Source organism: Flavobacterium notoginsengisoli, assembly GCF_014207905.1.
Lineage (GTDB): Bacteria > Bacteroidota > Bacteroidia > Flavobacteriales > Flavobacteriaceae > Flavobacterium > Flavobacterium notoginsengisoli_A.
In genome coordinates this window covers 280,606-301,054 of the sequence record NZ_JACHLB010000007.1, presented here as the reverse complement: position 1 = coordinate 301,054, position 20,449 = coordinate 280,606, and the positions used below count along the sequence as shown (strand labels likewise).

Genomic DNA, 20,449 nt, shown 5'->3' with positions numbered 1-20,449 from the left:
GGTCAGTTTAAATTGAAAAGGAGTGGTCAGTTTGACCCGAAATCGGTGGTCACTTTATGCTGAAAAAGCGTGGTCAATTTGACCGCTTTTTCCAGTATTATTGCAGATTTATACATTCGTGTAAGCACAGACGAGCAGGCTGAGAAAGGATATTCACAAAGAAATCAGGAAGAAGTCCTACGTAAGTATTGTTCTATAAATTATATTGAAGTTCGTAATGTTATTTACGAAGATCATTCAGCCAAAACCTTTAATAGACCACAATGGAATAAATTACTTCTTAATCTTAAAAGAGAAAAAAACAAATGCGACTTTGTCTTATTTACAAAATGGGACAGGTTTAGTAGAAATGCTGGTGACGCATACCAAATGATAAGTGTTCTACGAAAACTTGGAGTGGAGCCACAAGCTATCGAACAGCCTCTTGATTTATCTATTCCGGAAAATAAGATGATGCTTGCTTTTTATCTCGCTGCCCCAGAAGTAGAGAACGACAGACGGGCTTTAAATACTTTTCATGGAATGCGAAGAGCTAAAAAAGAAGGAAGATATATGGGAACTGCTCCCTTTGGTTATGCAAATAAATCAAAAGAGGACGGAACTAAATATATTGCTCTTGTAGAGCCGGCTGCATCAGTAATGAGATGGATATTCGAAGAAATTGCAAGAGGAGTGTTTAACACTGAACAGGTTTACCATCTTGCATGCAGAAGAGGTTTTACAAGAACCAAAAGCAATATGTGGGGTTTAATTCGAAATCCAATTTACTGTGGTAAAATTTTTGTCCCCCAATATAAAGATGAAGAAAGTATGTTAGTTACAGGACAGCATGAGCCTTTAATTACGGAAGGTCTTTTCTATAATGTTCAGGATATTTTAGATGGAAAATCCCGTATTTACAGACCTAAAATTAAAACAGTTGTAGAATTTCCCCTTAGAGGATTTTTTAATTGTCCAAAGTGCCAAAAAAAGCTTCAGGGAAGCAAGTGTAAAGGCAGACATAAACATTACTATTATTATCATTGCGAAGCCCAGTGTAAATTTAGAATCAATTCTGAAATAGCCAATAAATTATTTATTGATGACCTAAAAAAATACCAGCCAATACCAGAGGTCAAAAAAATATACACATCTGTAATATTTGAAACTCACCGAGAATTGGCTAATAATGCTGGTGAACAGAAACGACGACTTTTAGAACAGATTAAAGATTATGAACTTCGATTAAGTAATGCAAGGGATCTTCTTTTAACATCAAAAATAGATTCCGATGATTATAAATTAATGAAAGATGACTACACTATACGAATTACAAACCTTGAAAGGGAATTATCATCCATAGCAAAAGATAGACACAGCATCGAATCCCTTTTAAATAAAGGCATTGAGAATTTAATTAAAATGAATGAAGCTTATGTAGATATGGATTTATCAGAAGCTCGGAGTCTAATAGGTTTAGTTTACCCTGAAAATTTTACGATTCGTGAAAATAAAATACAAACCGCTAGAGTGAACAAAATTGTAGAGAGTATATATTTGATAAACAAGGAGTTACGGGATAAAAAAAATGGAACAAAAGATGATTTTTATCTTTTGTCCCATAGAGTGACCTCGACAGGATTCAAACCTGTAACCTTCTGAGCCGTAATCAGATGCGCTATTCAGTTGCGCCACGAGGCCTTTTTTGTATCAATTAGCTATTTTTTGTAGCTTTGTTGATTGCTTATTGCGGGTGCAAAGATAGGTATAAATGTGAGATAAACAAGGAAAAAATAACATAAAATTAAAAAAAAATGCAGTTCGAAAGTTATATACGTGATATTCAGGGTTTCCCAAAAGAAGGAATTTTATTTAAAGATATCACTCCTTTACTAAATAACCCCGAAGCGCGAACAAATTGCCTGAAAGTTTTACTAGATTCTCTAAAAAATCAGAAAATTGACAAGGTTGTTGGAGCAGAAAGTCGTGGTTTTTTCTTCGGAATGCTGCTTGCTCAAGAATTAAATGCCGGATTTGTTCCAGTGCGAAAACCAAAAAAACTTCCTTTTGATAAAATTTCCGCTTCTTATGAATTGGAATATGGTTCTGATAGTTTAGAAATGCATACAGATGCAATTAAAAAAGGAGATCGTGTTTTAATTCACGATGATGTTTTAGCAACTGGCGGAACTGCAAAAGCGGTTTGCGAACTGGTAGAAAAATTAGGTGGCGAAATTGTACAATGTAATTTCTTAATGGAACTCACTTTTCTAAACGGAAGAGAAAAAATCGACGAATATCCTGTTTTTGCAGCTTTAACGTATTAATTAAACAAAAACAATTTTATGTTTTATAGCATAAAGAACTAATCCGATTCGGGTTTTTATTTCAAGTTTATCAAAAAGAGATTCTCGGTAACCGTCAATAGTTTTAGGACTTAAACACATTTCTGATGCAATTTCTTTATACGTCATTTCGGTGCAGGCATGTTTGATAAAAACAATTTCTTTTTCTTTTAAATTGATTTTTTTGTCGCTGCTGTTAACTTTATTGATGAGCATTCCAGAAACTAATTCGGTGAAATAAAAACCCTTTTCGATTACACACTCAATAGCTTCTTTAAATATTTCTGGAGAGGTATCTTTCAATAAATAGCCTTTTGCACCGTTGGTGATCATTTTGATTATGATTTCTTCATCATCGTTTACCGATAATGCTATTACTTTTAAGTCTGGACGATAATCTTTAAGCCATTTCATTGTGCTTAAGCCGTCTAGAACAGGCATATTGACATCGAGCAAAATAAGATCAATTTCCGCAGATTTATTTTCTTCGATATAATCAATAAAAACTTTTCCATTTTCGAAACGTTCTGTAACTTCATAATCTCCAAAACTTTTGATTAAAAGCTCTAAAGACTGAGAAAATAGCAAATGATCATCAACAATTAGAATTTTATTTTTTGAATTAGTTTTCATAGCCTTGAGTTAATGGATATTCAATAGTTACAGCGGTTCCCGTTTGATCTGAATTTATAATTAATTTGGCACCAATTAATTTAGCTCTCAGTTTCATGTTGTTTAGTCCGATTCCTGAATTTGATTTTTTGAGATCATATCCAATTCCGAAATCTTTTAATTTTAGTTTAAAAACAGAATCTGTCGTTTCGATATAAACATCAAATAAGTCACTTCTGGAATGTTTTAAACTGTTGTGAAGCGCTTCTTGGAAAATTCTATAAATAATTAGTTCGTGTTCTTCATTTATACTTGGAACAATTCCTTTTTGATAAAAATTGTATTTTATTTTCTTTAATTTTTTAATCCGTTCTAAATCTTGCTGAATGGCTTCTAGAAAATTGTTTTGCAGTAAATTATCTTTATTTATAATTCGAGAAAGAATTCTCAATTCATCCAACGATTTGGCTAATACAGATTTAAGGTCTTTTAGTTCGCTTATTTGAGCATTTTTATTGCTAATCGAAATATTAAGTTGCATAATGGCAACCGAAATAATTTGCCCGATATTATCATGTAATTCTTTGCTAATCTCAGATAATGTCTGGTCTTTAATTTCGATTCTGGTTTTTACAAGTTCAGATTGAAAATACAAATCAGCTTCCATTTTTTCAACTAAATAACTGTTTCTTTTTTTCAAAAAATAGAAGAAAATAATCACTAGTGTGACGATTAAGGTAAAGAAAACAATACCTAACGAAATAACTAATAATTGTATTTCTTTTCGCTCCATACAAATCCGATTATAAAACAGCAATGTGCCAGTAAATTTAAAATAAACAAAACTAAACTAAATACAGATTCGTCTTGTTTGATTAAAAACCAATTGATAGCCAGCATAAAAGGAGTGAAAGGAACATGAAAAACGAGTATTCCTAGTACGTACCAGAAAAAAACTGACTTCTTAAAATTTAAAATTTTGTTTGAATTAAAAATTTCTACCAAATACAAACAGGATAATATTAAAACCAATAATACGCCGATAGCAAAACTATAAGTAAACGATCGATTGGTATCTTCTTTAAAATATAAAATGTTTAAAAAGAAAGAAACAATAAACAGAATCAGAAACAGAATTGCTAAAAGTCTATTGTTTATTTTAGTAAGTAAGGCTCGTAAAAGTAAAATATAGGCGGTAAAACTGGCGAACATATAGAAATTGTAGACGTAATAATTCAGTAATCCCGTCCAATAGTTAAAATAATAACCTACAATTTCGATTATGATTGAAAACCAGATTAAAAGTACTAAAAATTTAGCTTTATTACCAGGAAGTTTTGGAAGTGAAAACAAGCCAATAAGTCCCGATAAAAAAGCTAAGTAAATGACATAAGATCGTAAAAATTCAAACATAGTTTTTTTAATATGTTAAACTTGGTGGTCTTCCGATGTTTCCATAATTCATTGGTTCAAGGCTTTGTATGTCAGAAGATAAAGGCTCTTGTGTCAAAGCAAAACTTTGAATTTTAGCCGTATTCTGCTCTATTTTTTTTCCAGTCGGTACTAAAAATAAAGTGGTTAATCCAGCTTTTTCTCCATGTTTTTCATCTTCGGGATAAACGCCAAAATAAAAACGAATTCCGTCTACATTATATCCGTCTTTTGCACCGTTGGTTTTTATATAGTGAATATAATTTTCTAGTTCTTCTAATGAATACCAGATGGCATTTGCATCTTCTTTTTGTGCTTTTTTTGCGGTAAGAGAAGCTCTTCTATTGTTGTAATTCACATTCAATTGTTTTGCAAATTCTTTTGTGATTAACTGACTCGGTTTTGCGGGAGGATTTTTCATAGTTATTTATTGTTGATTGGTTAAGGAATTAGTTAACAGGATTTTGATTGCTGTTGGGAAACAAAATTATCTGAAACGAAAAGTTGTGACAAGGGGAAATATCCCCTTTTTTATTTGGGTAATAATGATTCTAAAAAATGGGTTAAAGCGCTGTTACATAATATTTTATAAAAATAGAATTTTACATCGTCAGTTTTATGATAAATAGCTGGCTTTTAAAATTTTAAACCTTATTAACTAAAAATTAAAAATTATGTCACAACCAACAGCCCTAGGTTATCCTCATGCAGGAGCCGGAACAGTAGAAATTCTTTTAGAGAAAGAAGATGGAGCAGATTATGCAGTGCTTTTCTCGCCAGATCCTAACAATATATTATTGAGAGATGCCGGTCTGCCAATGCAGTTTTATTATTATCCGAAAGCGCCACGTTTGGCGAAACATCCCGACGGAAGATTCAAATTTGCGATGCAGGTTTTTAAATCAGAAGGAGATTCGTCAACTGTAATTGGTGCAGAAGGATTGGAAGAAGAAGCAGGAGCTTATACTACTTTAACTAGTACAATCGATTTGCCAGAAGCTTTATTGAAAAAAGCAATCGATAAATTAAAACAAAAGCTTCATACGAATTACAATAACCAAAGACAGTCAAAACTTTTTGGATTATTTTCTTATTTGAAAGGAGTTGACAGAGATTTCAACGAGACCAATGTTAGACCGATTCAATTAACAGAAAACACAATTACAATGCATGTTGTAGGCGAAAAATCGCCAAATAATCCGTTTGGAGGAGCAAATCCTTGGACATTTAATATTCAGGGAGAAGGAGCAGGAACAACATTCGGATTAGGCGATAATGCGCTTTCTGTACTTATGGGGCGCAACAGTGCTTCTTTGGTTAAGAATGCATTAGAATCAGGATCGAATAATCTGGTTATCGAAAACAAAATTAAGTACAAAGGCTACATGCCAACGACAACAATTAAAACAACGGTAGATGTCAAAAAAGTACACACTTATTTTTCTGCGAAAGCCAATGTAAGCTGGTCTTTTGTAGATGTGAATTGGGAAAGCGAGTACGAAAAAATCTTAACTCAAGGCGGAATTGTTAGTGAAATTATTACTGATAATCAGTTTTCTAATGAGGAAAGAAAAAAAGTAGAAGAAGCTCTTTTTCAAAAACAGAGAGATTTTGCTTTTCAAATGGTTCAGAAACAGATTTTTGATGCGCCAGAAAAACAATTTACTCCAGCTTCAACTCCAGAAAAACCAGGTGGATTTTTCAGAATTCTTTTTGGTGGCGGAAGCGTAGGAGTGAGCCTAAAACACGGAAGTCAAGTAAGAGAAGTTAAATTTACAGACGAAATTAAATTCTCTGCTATTGAAGTTTTAGACTCAAAAATCAGCGGAAATCTTACTCCTTTAACTTTAAAATCTGGTCCAGAAGCAAAAGCAGATTTGAAAAAATACATCACTGAAATTCAGTTAGACGAAGATTTCTCAAAAGTACAAGTAATTGCTTCTTTAAACGGAGGTTTAATTAAACTAGACAAAGACAGCGATATTGTCAATGATAGTCCGGTTAGCCAAGTTTCAATTGAAGTGGGATATCCAGATTCTAAAGGTAAAATGATTTGGAAAAGTTCTGGAAGAATGATTGCGCCAGAAGGAACTCCGTATGTCAAAAATGTAAGCAGATCTGGTAAAGAAATCGATGCTATTTTTCCAGCGACTTGGAACGATAAATCGAAAGAAAAAAATGCTTTTGTTTTTGATTTTGTAAAAAATAATGGCTCCACTAAAGTTAAAGTTCGTCAGGAAGTAATGTACGAAAAAGATAAGAGAATCAAGTTGAAAGACACTACAAGAGAGTTTGAATTTGAAGGAACAAAAATCTTCGTTCCGCTACCAATTCAAAACATGATCAATTACACTTTATCTACAGAAGAACTTTACGATTGCGACACATTGGAAGTGACTTTAAAAGTCGATAAAATGTCGTCTAAAAAGTTCAAGTTTACCGTTGATAATTTTGAAGATGCAATTCCGTACAGAGCTTGGTATGAGTTGGATTATACTATTAAACCAACAGAATACAAAGTAAAATATACTTGCAGCGGAAAAATCGGCAAGAAATCTAAAAAGGTTTCTATTTCTACAGATTATATCAAAATTGATTATCAAGAAGGAGATGTTTTGTTCGAAATTCCAACTGGAACTGATGCTCAAAATGCGGATATTGAGAAAATCAGAGCTCCATTTATGGAATAATTTTTTTGAGTTAGTAAGCAAAAGGGGCGTCATGTCCCTTTTGTTTCTTCAAATGCTAATTATTAAACCAGAACATTATGCCAGATTTAAATACATTTAAGCTCGAAGGAACAAAATTGGTTCCTGTAAACAGATTTAATCTTGAGCCTGCTAAACCGAGCACAGCATTCACTGCGGTGACAATGAATAAAGCAAATGATTTTAAGGTTATTGAGCATCCAATTATTCATTCTATAGACATAAAGCCTATTTTGGTTTTTCCTTTTGTTGAGAATTATTTTCCTCTTATTGAAGGAGATAAAGCAATTAATGAGAATGATTACTTTAAGGATTATTTTAAAAATGAAATTACCTTGTTTTTTCCACAAGTTGAAATAATGCCAAATAACGGAACTGTTTTTTATTATGAAAATGTACCAGATAAATTGGGGAACAAAGGCGGACTTCTTGGTAAAGTAACTTTAAAATATTCGATTAAAGAAAAGCCCTTGCAAAACAATCAGAAAAGCATTGTTCTTAATTTAAAAGAAGCGATTTTAAATTTAAAAGTAAATCTCGATTTTGTAAAAATTAATGGAACTGTAAATACAGCAACGCAGGAAATTCAATTTGATTTGATTGATGAAGCGGTAAAAATTGCGTTTCTGAATTTAGTTTCTAATCTAAATGATTTAAAATGCAATATTGATCTTTTCTTTGATTTTAAAGGATATTCTAAAATAAAGAGAAATTTTCTGTTTGCGAGAGATATTTCTCTTTTAAAAAGTCAGAATATCACTAAGAAAGACTTAACGATTACTAAAACTGCAATGCAGCCTAAAGCAGTTCTTATAAACAGTCCGCTCATGGTAAGAGCTGATTTGCAGACTAAAGTTGCGCCTAAGACCGTGATATCAGGAATTCAGCTTGAAAACAGCATAAAATCGAATGTGCAAGAAGAATACGTAAAAAGTACTTTTCTTTTAAAAGTCAATAAAACTTTGAGTTATCCAATTGGTGCAGATCCTACAATTAGTTTATATAAAACTATCGGTGGCGGATTTGTAAATATTCCGTTTAATCTAAACGAAGATTTTTCTCAGTTTAAGCAAATTTTTGTCACAGGATTTAATTTTAGTAAACTTTCAATTTATAAATCGATGGTGCAGCCCAATACTTTTTTGGTGATTTCTAAAGTTTACAGCTTGTCTAAAGATTTAAACACCATGAAACCTTGTATTTCTACCATTTTTCATGCTTTTGAAGATGGAGCAGGAACGGCAGAAGAGATTTCAAAAATAAGTTTTCAGTTTGCAATTGGCCCTAATCTCTCCGAATTTGATCTCGCAAAACTAAAAATAGCACTTTTACAGAATAATTTCCTTGACGGAGATACCACAGATTATTTTGATAAAGTACAATTTTTATTTCCAAATGATATTGGTGCGGAGTACGAGGTAAGCGGGAATTATTTTTTGCAGCAATCTGATATTTCTACAGACGGAAAACACTTCCTATTTGATCTTTCTACAGAAAATTTGTCTGAAGCCAGTATTATGATCAATGCTTTAAATAATACGATTTCACAATATGCGAACATTAATTTTCAGCATAAAGAAATAAAAGATTCAAGTATAATTGAGCTGAATATTGAAAAGACAATTGGCGAAATTATAGAAGCTACAATTGACAATTTAACGAAGAAAATTCAGATTGAAAATCAGTCAATATCAAACTGCAAACTTAATTCGGCTTTGCTGGTTTACAATCAAAATGCAACTTATATCAATAGTGTTTTTTTTAAAACCTATCCGCAGTTAATTAGCAATGATACTAAACTATTAGAATTTTTATCGCTAAATCCGAATAGTTCTGGAGAATTGAAAAATGTATTTTTTGATTTTGAAAATATAGAAAATATAAGTTCAGAGTTTAGTCAGATTGTTTCGCAATCAACAGCTTATAATCGATATGTTCAAGTTCAGATTAAAGCTCAGAATGCATCGGTTAATAAAATTACAATTGAATTAACGGTTCAGGAAACGGGAAGTAAATTTATAATTGAGCGTTTGAAATCGGAATTTTCTACTCCAATCTTATTCAATTTTATCATTAAAAACACATTTGTAAACAATACTTTGATTTCCTATAAAGTCAATTATTTCGATAAAAATGACAATCTGATTGGTTCTTCAAATGAAGTTTTTGACTTCTCTAAATCTTCAAAAATAACGATAAACAAAAAATCATGAAAACAATAAAAGCAGGTGCAAAATCACCAGAAGTTTATTATTTAAATGAACTTTTAGCTAAACTAAAGTACAATGTTGTGGTTTCAGATTATTTTGGAACAGCAACTGATAAATCGGTGAAAGATTTTCAATTAAAGAATAATCTCGTCGTTGATGGTGTTGTTGGATTAAAAACTTGGTCTACACTTTTGGAAAAAAGTAAAAACGGTTTTTCTTCCAATAACAAACTGCTTTCCGAGCAAGATTTAATCAATTTTTCAAAGCAGTTTAATTTAGAATTAGCAGTTGTAAAAGCTGTGAATGAAGTAGAAAGCAATGGAAAAGGCTTTTTAATTGATGGACGTCCGAAGATTTTGTTTGAAGGACATATTTTTTGGCGCGAATTAGAAAAGAGAAATATAAATCCAAAATCGTATATGAATTCGAATACGCAAGATATTTTATTCGAAAATTATACTAAAAAATATTACGTCGGCGGAACTGCAGAATATATTCGTTTAGAAAAAGCTAGAAATTTAGCTCAAGACAAAAGATTTATCGATGCCGCAAATTGTTCTGCTTCTTGGGGACTTTTTCAAATTATGGGCTTTAATGCAGTTTCAATAGGTTATAAAAGCATCGATGAATTTGTAGAAAAAATGAATCAAAATGAAGGAGACCATTTAAAAGCCTTCGGATTATTTCTTGAAAAGAACAATTTACTTGGAGTTCTCAGAAATAAAAATTGGGCTTCTTTCGCCTTAAAATACAACGGGCCAGCCTATAAAACCAATAAATACGACGAGAAGCTTATGAGAGCTTATCTGAAATATTCGAGATAAAAAAGTGTTTAAGGTTTCAGGTTTAAAGTTTCAAGTTTTGCTGTGCGTGGATTTTTTATCGCAAAGAGCGCAAGGTTTTTTTATTCAGACGTTTACAGGACGTAAAAAAGTTCGCAAAGCTTTGTGAATAAAACTTTGCGAACCTTTGCGAAAACTCTTAGCGCTCTTTGCGTTAAAATTATGTTCAAAGTTAGTAAACCTGAAACCTGAAACCTGAAACAAAAAAATAAAAAGATATGAGTTATTTAGTAAATCAAATGATCAATTCTTTATCCAATAAAGTTTTGAAATTAGAAAAAGCAAAAAGTGACCGAGATTATTCTGGTGGAGGCTGGTATGAGGAAGAAAAATATCAAATTTATCTGTATTCAGATTTTAGTGCCATTTATATTAAAGAATCATTTAGAAGTGTTTCTGGTGGCGGACTTTATCTACCAAATCAATCGTCTACAAAAGAATTTGGAAAATGGAATATTTGTGAAGAAAATGGCAAATTATTCCTAGAAATGATTTTTGATGATAATTCAAGCGCTAAATTAGAAACCGAAAACCTAGGAACAGGAATTCAAAAACTAGGCGATCACATCTGGAATCGTTATTTGATTAGTTGATTTTTTTTGTTTCAAGTTTAAGGTTTCAAGTTTCATGTTTTCAACTTTGCGCATATTTTTAACGCAAAGAACGCAAGGTTTTTTCTGTACAGACTTTAATAAAACGTAAAAAAAAGTTCGCAAAGCTTTGTAAATAAAAACTTTGCGAACCTTTGCGTAAAACTTAGCGCTCTTTGCGTTAAAACTATGCGCTTGGCAAAACTTGAAACTTTAAACTTGAAACAAAAATATTATCTCAATGTAGCTCCAAGCTCAGTTTCGAATGTCTGCTGTAATTTAGACATGATTTTGTCGATTTGAGCGTCTGTTAATGTTTTGCTGTTATCTTGAATAGTAAAACTCAAAGCGTATGATTTTTTTCCTTCTGGCAATTTATCACCTTGGTAAACATCAAATAAATTAATGTCTTTTAGAAGTGATTTTTCAGTTTGTTTAGCCAAGTTGAAAATACTTTCGTAAGTTGTTTTTTCATCAATTAACAAAGCCAAATCTCTACGAACCTCAGGATATTTTGGGATCTCCGTATATTTAATTTTTCCTGTAATGATTTTTAAAACCAAATCCCAGTTAAAATCAGCATAATAAACATCTTGTTTGATACCGAAATGTTTTAAAATAGGTTTTTTAATAACACCCATTTCAACTAAAATATCATTATTATACGTAATCGCGGTTCCTTCAGAATAAATATCAGATTGAACTGGTGCATTCGAAATCTTTTCAATTCCTAAACGAGATAAAATCGCTTTTACATATCCTTTCAATAAAAAGAAATCTGTAGTTTTTTGAGCGCTAGTCCAGCTTTCTTTGTTTCTATTTCCAGAAATTAATAAAGAAAGGTGTTTGTGCTCTTCGTATCCGTTTAAATATTTATGATATGTTTTTCCGAATTCAAATAATTTTAAATCCGAATTTCTTCTATTAATATTGTATGAAACAGCTTCTAAACCAGAGAACAATAAAGATTGGCGAAGCGTAGCTAAATCACTACTCAACGGATTCAGCATAGAAACATTATGTTCTTCTTTTAATGAAGTTGATAATTTAGCGTATGCTGCTGTTGTCAATGAATTGGCCATCATTTCATGAAATCCTTGAGAATTCAATTGAGAAGCAATTGTATTTTGAACTTTATAATCTTCTGTTCTTGGAGAATTTGCTACAGTAGCATTAAATTTCTTAGAGAAGTTAATGTTGTTATAACCGTAAACTCTTAGGATTTCTTCAATTACGTCAATTTCGCGCTGAACATCTACACGATAAGCCGGAATTGTTAAGCCTAAACCAGAATCAGAAACGCTGTTTACTTTAATATCTAAAGAAACCAAGATTTTCTTAATTGTATCTTTTGAGATTTCTTGTCCAATAATTTTAGATACATGGCTGAAATTCAATAAAACAGAGAAATCTTCCACTTTTTTAGGATAAACTTCCACAACATCAGAAGTAATTTTTCCTCCCGCAACTTCCTGAATTAAAAGTGCTGCACGTTTTAAAGCATATTCTGTAATAGTTGGGTCAATTCCTCTTTCAAATCTAAAAGAAGCGTCTGTGCTTAATTGGTGTCTTTTTGCTGTTTTACGAATGCTAACAGGGTCGAAATAAGCACTTTCTAAGAAAATAGTTGTAGTTCCTTCAGAAACTCCAGATTTTTTTCCTCCAAAAACACCTGCAATACAAAGCGGCCCTTTTTCGTCACAAATCATTAAATCTTCTTTGTGAAGCGTTCTTTCTACATCATCAAGCGTAACGAATTTTGTTCCTTCTTCAGCTGTTTTTACGATAATTTTTCCGTTGATTTTTGCAGCATCAAAAGCATGTAAAGGTTGTCCTAATTCATGTAAAACATAATTAGTAACGTCAACAATATTATTTTTTGGAGTTAAACCAATAGCTTTTAAACGGTCTTTTAACCAATTTGGAGATTCATGAACTGAAATTCCAGAAATAGTTACACCGCAATATCTTGGCGCTAAATGATTATCTTCAACATTTACGTCAATTTTTAAAGTACGCATATCGACTCTAAAATTGCTTACAGAAGGAGTAATCAATTCAACATTTACACCGCGCTGTAGCATTCCGGCTCTTAAATCACGTGCAGTTCCAAAATGGCTCATGGCATCAGCACGGTTTGGTGTCAATCCGATTTCGAAAACTTCATCATTTGCAATTTGGAAAACTTCAGAAGCAGGAGTTCCAGGAACTAAATCCTCAGCTAGAACCATAATTCCGTCATGACTTGTTCCTAAACCTAATTCGTCTTCAGCGCAAATCATTCCGTGACTTTCCTGTCCGCGGATTTTTCCTTTTTTGATAGTGAATTCTGCACCATCTTTATCGTATAAAATTGTTCCGATTGTAGCAACTGGTACTTTCTGTCCCGCAGCAACGTTTGCAGCACCGCATACAATCTGTATAGGAGCTTCTAAACCAACATTTACTGTAGTAACTTTCAATCTATCGGCATCAGGGTGTTTTTCGCAAGTTAGAACGTGTCCAACAACAACTCCTTCTAATCCTCCTTTTATAGATTGGTATTTTTCGACAACTTCAACTTCCAAACCAAGATCTGTAAGTAATTCTGAAGTCTGTTCAGATGTCCAATCTGTTTTAATAAATTGTTTTAACCAGTTGTAAGATATTTTCATTGTAACTTTTTTATTCTTGAATAAGGTTACAAATATAAGGATTGCGCGGTGGAGTAGGAAAAAAAATATTTGGTTTTTTCTTGCTGTTTTTTCTTGACTGTAAAATGCTATCAACTAAGTTTTTGATAATTTATCTATTAAAATTTTATTAATTAAATATTATAATTAACTAAAAAAAACGAATGTGTAATTTTTGTGCTACAAGATGAACGAAAAGTGCTATTCTGTTTCTTTTTATGAAACTAAATTTGGTTTAAATCAAAAAAGGAATATTATGAGTACCACAGCAAAAAGACCTGAATTTAAGGCACAATATGATAATTATATTGGTGGAAAATTTACTGCACCAATTGCAGGAGAATACTTTGATGTAGTTTCTCCAATTGATGGAAAAGTGTTTACAAAAGCAGCACATTCTGGAAAAGCAGATTTAGAGTTGGCTGTAGATACAGCTTATGAAGCATTTAAAACATGGGGAAAAACTTCTGTAACCGAAAGAAGTATTTTATTAAATAAGATTGCTCAAAAAATTGAAGATAATTTAGAATACATAGCAACAGTTGAAACGATTGATAATGGAAAACCAATTCGTGAAACTTTAGCAGCCGACATTCCATTGGCAATTGACCACTTTAGATATTTTGCGGGAGTAATCCGAGCCGAAGAAAGTTCGATAGCAGAACTAGATTCTCAAACCGTTTCTATTGCTTTAAGTGAGCCATTGGGAGTTGTCGCACAGATTATTCCATGGAATTTTCCAATCTTAATGGCAGTTTGGAAAATTGCGCCAGCACTTGCAGCAGGAAATACAATTGTTTTAAAACCAGCCGAAAGTACACCAATTTCCATTATGGTTTTAATGGAATTAATAGGAGATATTCTTCCTCCAGGAGTTCTAAATATTGTAAATGGTTTTGGTGCCGAATTAGGCCGTCCGTTAGTAACAAATAAAAAAGTTTCTAAAGCAGCATTTACAGGTTCAACCACTACAGGACGTTTGGTGATGCAGTATGCGACTGAAAATATTATTCCTGTGACTTTAGAATTAGGTGGAAAATCACCAAATATTTTCTTCCCATCTGTCGCAGATCACGACGATGATTTCTTTGATAAAGCAGTTGAAGGTGCAGTTTTATTTGCTTTAAATCAAGGTGAAATCTGTACTTGTCCTTCTAGATTATTGATTCACGAAGATATTTACGACAAGTTTATCAAAAAAGTAATTGAAAGAACAGAGGCAATTGTAGCCGGAAATCCGTTGGATAAATCGACTATGATTGGTGCTCAGACTTCGATTGTTCAGAAAGAAAAAATCATGTCTTATATCAAATTAGGAAAAGAAGAAGGAGCAGAATTGTTAACTGGTGGCGATGAAAACAAATTAGGTGGCGAATTAGAAGGCGGTTATTACATTAAACCAACTTTGTTTAAAGGGCATAACAAAATGAGAATTTTTCAAGAAGAGATTTTCGGACCTGTTTTGGCAGTTACGACTTTTAAAACTACAGAAGAAGCGATCGAAATTGCAAATGATACCATGTACGGTTTAGGAGCAGGAGTCTGGACTCGTGATGCACACGAAATTTATCAGGTTCCAAGAGCAATTCAGTCTGGTCGCGTCTGGATAAATCAATACCATTCTTATCCTGCAGGAGCTCCGTTTGGTGGTTACAAACAATCTGGAATTGGACGTGAAAACCATAAAATGATGTTGAGCCAATACCGTCAAACTAAAAACATGCTGATTTCTTATGATAAAAAGAAATTAGGTTTCTTCTAAAAAAGGAATATAAACCAGAGAATAGAATTTCGATAGATTTTCTATTCTCGTAAAACCATAGAATTATGCTTCCAAAAACAATGAAAGCCGCGGTCGTCAGAGAATTTGGATCTCTTTTAAAAATTGAAGAGGTCGAAGTAAAACGCCCAGGCAGAAATGAAATTCTTGTAAAAGTAATTGCAAGTGGCGTTTGCCATACCGATTTACATGCTGTTGACGGAGATTGGCCGGTTAAACCTAAAATGCCTTTAATTCCGGGACACGAAGCTGTAGGTTACGTTGCCGCAGTTGGACAGGATGTAAAAAACGTAAAAGAAGGTGATGCCGTTGGTGTGCCTTGGCTTTACAGTGCTTGCGGTGGCTGTGATCATTGCATTACAGGCTGGGAAACATTATGCGAAAGTCAGCAAAATGGAGGTTACAGCGTAGATGGCGGATTTGCAGAATTTGTTATTGCAGATGCCAGATATGTTGGGATTTTACCTTCGAATGTGAACTTTATCGAAATGGCTCCGATTTTGTGTGCAGGAGTTACAGTTTACAAAGGATTAAAAGAAACTGAGGTTAAACCTGGCGAATGGGTGGCGATTTCTGGGATTGGAGGTTTAGGTCACGTTGCAGTACAATACGCGAAAGCGATGGGAATGAATGTGGCTGCAATTGATATTGGAGACGATAAATTAGAACTGGCAAAAAAACTAGGTGCAGATTTGGTTGTAAATGCCAAAAATCAAAATCCTGGAGAATTCTTAAAGAAAGAAGTTGGCGGAATGCATGGGGCGTTGATTACCGCAGTTTCTCCAATCGCTTTCAAACAAGGGCTTGAAACATTGAGAAGAAAAGGTACAATGGCATTAAACGGACTTCCTCCAGGCAATTTTGATTTGTCGATTTTCGATACGGTTCTAAACAGAATCACGATTAGAGGTTCTATTGTTGGAACCCGAAAAGACATGAAAGAAGCAATTGAATTCGCAGCTGACGGAAAGGTTAAAGCAACCGTAACAACTTCTAAATTGGAAGATGTAAACACCGTTTTCGATAAAATGAAAAAAGGACAGATTGAAGGAAGAATTGTTCTGGATATCGCAAGTTCTTAAATAGTTGGTTATGTTCAGAGGCTGTTCAATAGTTTTGAACAGCCTTTTCTGATTAAGAAAGATTCGCTTCGGAGAAGCGAAATATTTATAGAAATCGTTTTTAATAATGAAGACAAAGCTCCGGAGGAGCGACATAATTTTATAATTCTATACTATTTCGCTCCTCTGGAGCTCTTTTGCAAAGATGTAATTTATTTTCTATAAATATTTCGCCTCGCTGAGGCTTGATGAAAGAAACAGAAAGATGTAAATGAAACAAAAGCCGTTTTATATATAATTAGATAGTTTTTTAATTTTTAAAGTTATGATTAAACGTATTGATGCCACAGAAAAGGCAATAGAACTTATAAATGTTCTAAAAGAAAAACACGGAGATTTGATGTTTTACCAAGCAGGAGGATGTTGCGAAGGAACACAACCGCAATGTTTTGAAAAAGGAGGTTATTATCAGCGTACCGGAGATGTTTGCATTGGTACAGTTGAAGACGTAGAATTTTGGGTAGACAAAGATCTGTTTGAATATTGGAAACATGCTCATTTTACATTAACTGTAATTGATGCATTTGGAGTGGGAGGTTTTTCGTTAGAAACGCCATTAAAAAAGACATTCCAAATCGAATATAGAATTTTCACTCCAGAAGAAGAAAAAGATCTAGAACCAGTTTTTAGGATTGAGTAGTTTTTTGTTTCAGGTTTCAGGTTTCAAGTTTCAAGTTTCAAGTTTTCAAAACTTAGAACCTTAGCTTCTCAGTATCTCAGCGTCTAAAAAAAACTTAGAACCTTAGCATCTTAGTATCTCAGAACCTTAATTTATATAAAGTAGCTGATACTGCTTCGGTGTAATTCCTTCGTATTTTTTGAATAATCTGATAAAGTAGTTAGCATCTTCAAAACCTGCTAAATAACAAACTTCATTAATTTGAAGCGTTGGGTTCTTCAATAAATTTTTGGCACATTTTATTTTTTCATTTAAAATATACTCAATCGGACTCATACCTAGTTCACGTTTGAAGAAACGATAGAAAGAAGTGGTGCTCATGCAAGCTTTTTCGCTAAGCGATTTTAAACTTATGTTTTCTTTCAAATTTTGTTTGATATATTCAGTAACTTCTTTTATTGGATTGTTTGTGTCCAGAAAATTCCCTTCGTCAATAGATTTTACGGTTTGTGTTTGAATAATTCGGATCAATAATTCTTTCAGCGTTAAATCGGCTAGAATATCTTTAGTTATCGAAGTACTCATGCATTCTTTGATCAATTTATTGATAGTTGCCGCCATTTCGACATTATTGTAAAAGAAATAATTCTGATAATTCAACTGCCAGAACATATTATTTCCTTCTTTAGGGTAATGTTCGTTTAAGAAGTTTAAAATCTCTGCAATTTTAGCTTGGTCAATAGCTAATGCCAGACATTGAGTTGGATTATTTTTGGAAGCTTCCGGAAAATCAATTTTCATTTCTACATTTGATGGAACAATTACAGTTTCACCAGGTAGATATTCAAATTCTGGATCATCAAAAAGATGCATTACTTTCTTTCCTCGAAGCATACTTGTAACTACCAAATCATTAAACTTTAACGGAACCATTTTAGTTGATTCGTAGGTCTCGAACAAGTTCAATTCACAATGGTTAAGATTGTAAATTGTTCTGTTCTCCACAAGAGTTTTCAATGATTTTTCTTGTGATAACTGAAGAGGATTAACTAGAAAACGCTGGTTGTTCATTGAAATTTAAGTTTTTGGTGAAGACTTTAAATTTAATGAAAAATAGAATATAAAATGGCAGATTTAACGTTTTATTAAATCAATTCTTCAACGTGTTTTTTGATATTTTCTGAGATTTTTTTGGTTGGAAGATCATTTTCATCATCTCCAAACGGATCTTCAATTTCTTCGGCAATAAGTTCCAAACTTGCCAACACATAAAAAATGAAAACTACGACTGGAGCAACCAAATAACCTAAGCTTACAGAATATCCAAAAGGCAGTGTCATAGTATAAAAGAAAATGAATTTTTTTATAAAAGCGCTGTAAGAGTAGGGAATAGGAGTGTTTTTAATACGTTCGCAAGCTCCACAGATATCTGTAAAAGCAACCAATTCATCATTTAAAGTAATCAGCTGTTCACCTGAAATTTTTCGATCATCATACAAATCGTTGACTTTATGATACATGATTCTTTTTAATTGATTCGGTTTGTGTTTATGCTGATCAATTTCTAGTTCTACATCTTCAAAAAGCTGCTTACTGGTATCTTCGTCTTTTAAATGTTTGTGTAAAATATCAGCATACATCGGAATGTATTTTCTGAAAAACTTCCTGTCATTTTCATCTTTTAAAATAGCCGAAAGTTTAATAGCAAAATTACGGCTGTTATTTACAAGTCCGCCCCAAAGTTTTCGACCTTCCCACCATCTGTCGTAAGCAGTATTTGTTCTAAAAACAAGTAATAGAGAAATCACAAAACCAAGCATTCCATGCATAATAGGAAGGCTATGGATATAATCATTTTTTGTAACTTTAAAATAATGAAGTTCTAGATAACATACAATTGCTGAGTAAATTCCAATTGCGATCATAATCGGAAAAAGTTTTCTTACCGTATCAGATTTATGAAAATGAAAAATAAAAGTAAACCAATCTTTGGTGTTGTACGTTATCATTTAAGTTTGTTTTTGAAACAAATTTAGATTAAAAAATATCTCATTTGTATAAAACTGAAAAAATATTTTAACTCAAAAAAGTATGTTTTTTTTAAGTTTTGGAATTTGTGTTTTAAAAAAAAATCTGCTAAATCTGCGAGAGAAAATTCAACTCGCAGATTTAGCAGATAATATAGTTTGAAGAAAAATTAAAAATTAATATTTCCAGCTAATTCTTTTAGTGCAATTTCAGAGAGTTTTGCTTCAAATTGTGCGTTACTGTAACGTACTTTAGCATTCACATAATTAAGCTGAGCTGTTCTAAAATCTAAAGTTGTGATAGTTCCGATTTTAAATTTGTCTAAAGTAATTTCTAAATTTTGTCTTGCAATAGCTTCGTTATCTTCTTCTACATCAATCAATTCTAAATTGGTTAAATACGTTTGAAAAGCCGTGCTTAATTGTGTGTTTAGAATCATATTTTGCTGTTCAATGGCAATTTGCGTGTTTTCAATTTGCATTTTTGCCACTTTTTCATTTCGATGCTGATTGAATCCATCAAAAATATTCATTGAAGCATTGAATCCGTAATTTAAACCACGAGAAGAATTTTCACTTGTAAAACCTAAACTAGACTGGCTTTCTGAAAAATTATAACCCGTTGTTAATCGGAGAATAGGATAGCGGTCAGCTTTTACTTGTTTCAATTGTAATTCGGCAATACGTTTATTAATAATTTGCGATTCTAAAGCAGGATTTTGCTTTTGTGCTAAATCGATCAAATCAGCCAAAACTAATTTGTTGTCAACATTAACTTCGTTCGTTACTTTAAAATCAATTTTTGGATCACGAGCTAAATATTGGTTCAATAAAATTTTAGCATTTGCATAAGATTCTTTTTGTCTCAGCATCGCTACTTGATCAGTATTTAAGTCAACTTGTGCATTTAAAACTTCCAATTTTGAAGCTTTTCCAATACTGAATCTATTTTGAGCTAAAGTTAATCTTTGTTTAGAAATTACAATTGTAGTATCTAAAGCCGCTAATTGATATTGTTGCTGCACCAAATCATAATAAGCAGAATTAACTTGACCTATTTTGACTAAAATAGTTCTTTTAAGTTCTGCGTCGCCTAATTTCTGAAGTTCCTGTAATTGATCGTATTTGGCAAACATTTTCATTCCGTCAAAAACGGTCCATCCTAAACTAACTCCATAAGACAAACTATTGTTTTTAGCATTATTTAATGTAGTTGTTGTGCCATCTTGACGAACTTGTGTAGAGTTGGTAAGGTTGTTATTGTCAACAATAGAGGCAGTTGCAGTAGGAAGCATTCCTGCATTTCCAATTGTTACATTTGTTTCACTGATTTTGGAATTATTCTTAGCAATTTTAATTTCAAAATTATTTTCTAAAGCTATGGTCATAGCTTGCTCAATAGTTAGAACTTCTTGTGCATTCGCCTGAATAATACATGCGAACAGAATCAATAAAGTGAAGTATATATTTTTGATATTCATGTTTATTATATTTTACCAGACAATCACGAATT

17 protein-coding genes and 1 tRNA gene are annotated in these 20,449 nt (G+C 32.5%); 9 read left to right on the top strand and 9 right to left on the bottom strand.

Features of this window, described 5'->3' with window-relative positions:
- The first annotated feature begins 78 nt into the window (after positions 1–78).
- Positions 79–1,641, top strand: coding sequence for a recombinase family protein (locus HNP35_RS20510; protein WP_221433479.1), 1,563 nt, complete (start codon positions 79–81; stop codon positions 1,639–1,641).
- Here HNP35_RS20510 and HNP35_RS20505 read toward each other — a convergent pair.
- Positions 1,607–1,680: transfer RNA gene (locus HNP35_RS20505), tRNA-Arg, on the bottom strand. The genes HNP35_RS20510 and HNP35_RS20505 overlap by 35 nt on opposite strands.
- 113 nt (positions 1,681–1,793) lie before the next feature.
- On the opposite strand from HNP35_RS20505, the gene HNP35_RS20500 reads away from it, so the two are divergent.
- Positions 1,794–2,306 carry an adenine phosphoribosyltransferase gene (locus HNP35_RS20500; protein ID WP_184165818.1) on the top strand — a complete coding sequence of 171 codons (513 nt, stop codon included), beginning with the start codon at positions 1,794–1,796 and terminating at the stop codon, positions 2,304–2,306.
- Here HNP35_RS20500 and HNP35_RS20495 read toward each other — a convergent pair whose 3' ends face one another.
- The 4 genes from HNP35_RS20495 to HNP35_RS20480 are packed head-to-tail and all read right to left on the bottom strand — an operon-like array spanning position 2,307 to position 4,788.
- Positions 2,307–2,957, bottom strand: coding sequence for a response regulator transcription factor (locus HNP35_RS20495; RefSeq protein ID WP_184165821.1), 651 nt, complete (start codon positions 2,955–2,957; stop codon positions 2,307–2,309). It lies immediately after the preceding gene.
- Positions 2,947–3,729 (bottom strand): sensor histidine kinase, encoded by a 783-nt coding sequence (locus HNP35_RS20490; RefSeq protein ID WP_184165824.1) that lies wholly within the window; start codon positions 3,727–3,729, stop codon positions 2,947–2,949. Before HNP35_RS20490 ends, HNP35_RS20495 begins: the two co-directional genes overlap by 11 nt.
- Complete coding sequence (locus tag HNP35_RS20485; RefSeq protein WP_184165827.1) at positions 3,702–4,349, bottom strand: hypothetical protein; 648 nt, start codon at positions 4,347–4,349, stop codon at positions 3,702–3,704. The genes HNP35_RS20490 and HNP35_RS20485 overlap by 28 nt, the downstream gene beginning before the upstream one ends.
- 7 nt (positions 4,350–4,356) lie before the next feature.
- Entirely contained in the window at positions 4,357–4,788 is a 432-nt protein-coding gene (locus tag HNP35_RS20480) for a hypothetical protein (RefSeq protein ID WP_184165830.1), read from the bottom strand.
- A 253-nt stretch (positions 4,789–5,041) separates the two neighbouring features.
- Between HNP35_RS20480 and HNP35_RS20475 the strand changes: the two genes are divergently transcribed.
- From HNP35_RS20475 to HNP35_RS20460, 4 genes are all read left to right on the top strand, one after another.
- Complete coding sequence (locus tag HNP35_RS20475; protein WP_184165832.1) at positions 5,042–7,057, top strand: hypothetical protein; 2,016 nt, start codon at positions 5,042–5,044, stop codon at positions 7,055–7,057.
- A 77-nt stretch (positions 7,058–7,134) separates the two neighbouring features.
- Positions 7,135–9,288: a hypothetical protein gene (locus HNP35_RS20470; protein ID WP_184165835.1), complete on the top strand. Its 2,154-nt coding sequence runs from the start codon at positions 7,135–7,137 to the stop codon at positions 9,286–9,288.
- Complete coding sequence (locus HNP35_RS20465) at positions 9,285–10,109, top strand: N-acetylmuramidase domain-containing protein (protein WP_184165838.1); 825 nt, start codon at positions 9,285–9,287, stop codon at positions 10,107–10,109. Before HNP35_RS20470 ends, HNP35_RS20465 begins: the two co-directional genes overlap by 4 nt.
- A gap of 236 nt (positions 10,110–10,345) precedes the next feature.
- On the top strand, positions 10,346–10,720 hold the full coding sequence (locus HNP35_RS20460) for a hypothetical protein (RefSeq protein WP_184165840.1): 375 nt from the start codon (positions 10,346–10,348) through the stop codon (positions 10,718–10,720).
- Between the two features lie 230 nt (positions 10,721–10,950).
- On the opposite strand, the gene pheT is transcribed toward HNP35_RS20460, so the two are convergent.
- Positions 10,951–13,371, bottom strand: coding sequence for a phenylalanine--tRNA ligase subunit beta (gene pheT / locus HNP35_RS20455; RefSeq protein WP_184165842.1), 2,421 nt, complete (start codon positions 13,369–13,371; stop codon positions 10,951–10,953).
- Positions 13,372–13,645: 274 nt separating this feature from the next.
- On the opposite strand from pheT, the gene HNP35_RS20450 reads away from it, so the two are divergent.
- From HNP35_RS20450 to HNP35_RS20440, 3 genes are all read left to right on the top strand, one after another.
- Positions 13,646–15,151: an aldehyde dehydrogenase family protein gene (locus HNP35_RS20450; protein WP_184165844.1), complete on the top strand. Its 1,506-nt coding sequence runs from the start codon at positions 13,646–13,648 to the stop codon at positions 15,149–15,151.
- An 80-nt stretch (positions 15,152–15,231) separates the two neighbouring features.
- Complete coding sequence (adhP, locus tag HNP35_RS20445) at positions 15,232–16,251, top strand: alcohol dehydrogenase AdhP (RefSeq protein WP_240622580.1); 1,020 nt, start codon at positions 15,232–15,234, stop codon at positions 16,249–16,251.
- A 304-nt stretch (positions 16,252–16,555) separates the two neighbouring features.
- Positions 16,556–16,930 (top strand): DUF779 domain-containing protein, encoded by a 375-nt coding sequence (locus HNP35_RS20440; RefSeq protein WP_184165846.1) that lies wholly within the window; start codon positions 16,556–16,558, stop codon positions 16,928–16,930.
- A 126-nt stretch (positions 16,931–17,056) separates the two neighbouring features.
- On the opposite strand, the gene HNP35_RS20435 is transcribed toward HNP35_RS20440, so the two are convergent.
- The 3 genes from HNP35_RS20435 to HNP35_RS20425 form a co-directional block, all read right to left on the bottom strand.
- Positions 17,057–17,980 (bottom strand): AraC family transcriptional regulator, encoded by a 924-nt coding sequence (locus tag HNP35_RS20435; RefSeq protein ID WP_184165848.1) that lies wholly within the window; start codon positions 17,978–17,980, stop codon positions 17,057–17,059.
- A 74-nt stretch (positions 17,981–18,054) separates the two neighbouring features.
- Complete coding sequence (locus HNP35_RS20430) at positions 18,055–18,918, bottom strand: bestrophin family protein (protein ID WP_184165850.1); 864 nt, start codon at positions 18,916–18,918, stop codon at positions 18,055–18,057.
- A gap of 188 nt (positions 18,919–19,106) precedes the next feature.
- Positions 19,107–20,417 (bottom strand): TolC family protein, encoded by a 1,311-nt coding sequence (locus HNP35_RS20425; RefSeq protein WP_184165852.1) that lies wholly within the window; start codon positions 20,415–20,417, stop codon positions 19,107–19,109.
- Between the last annotated feature and the right edge of the window lie 32 nt (positions 20,418–20,449).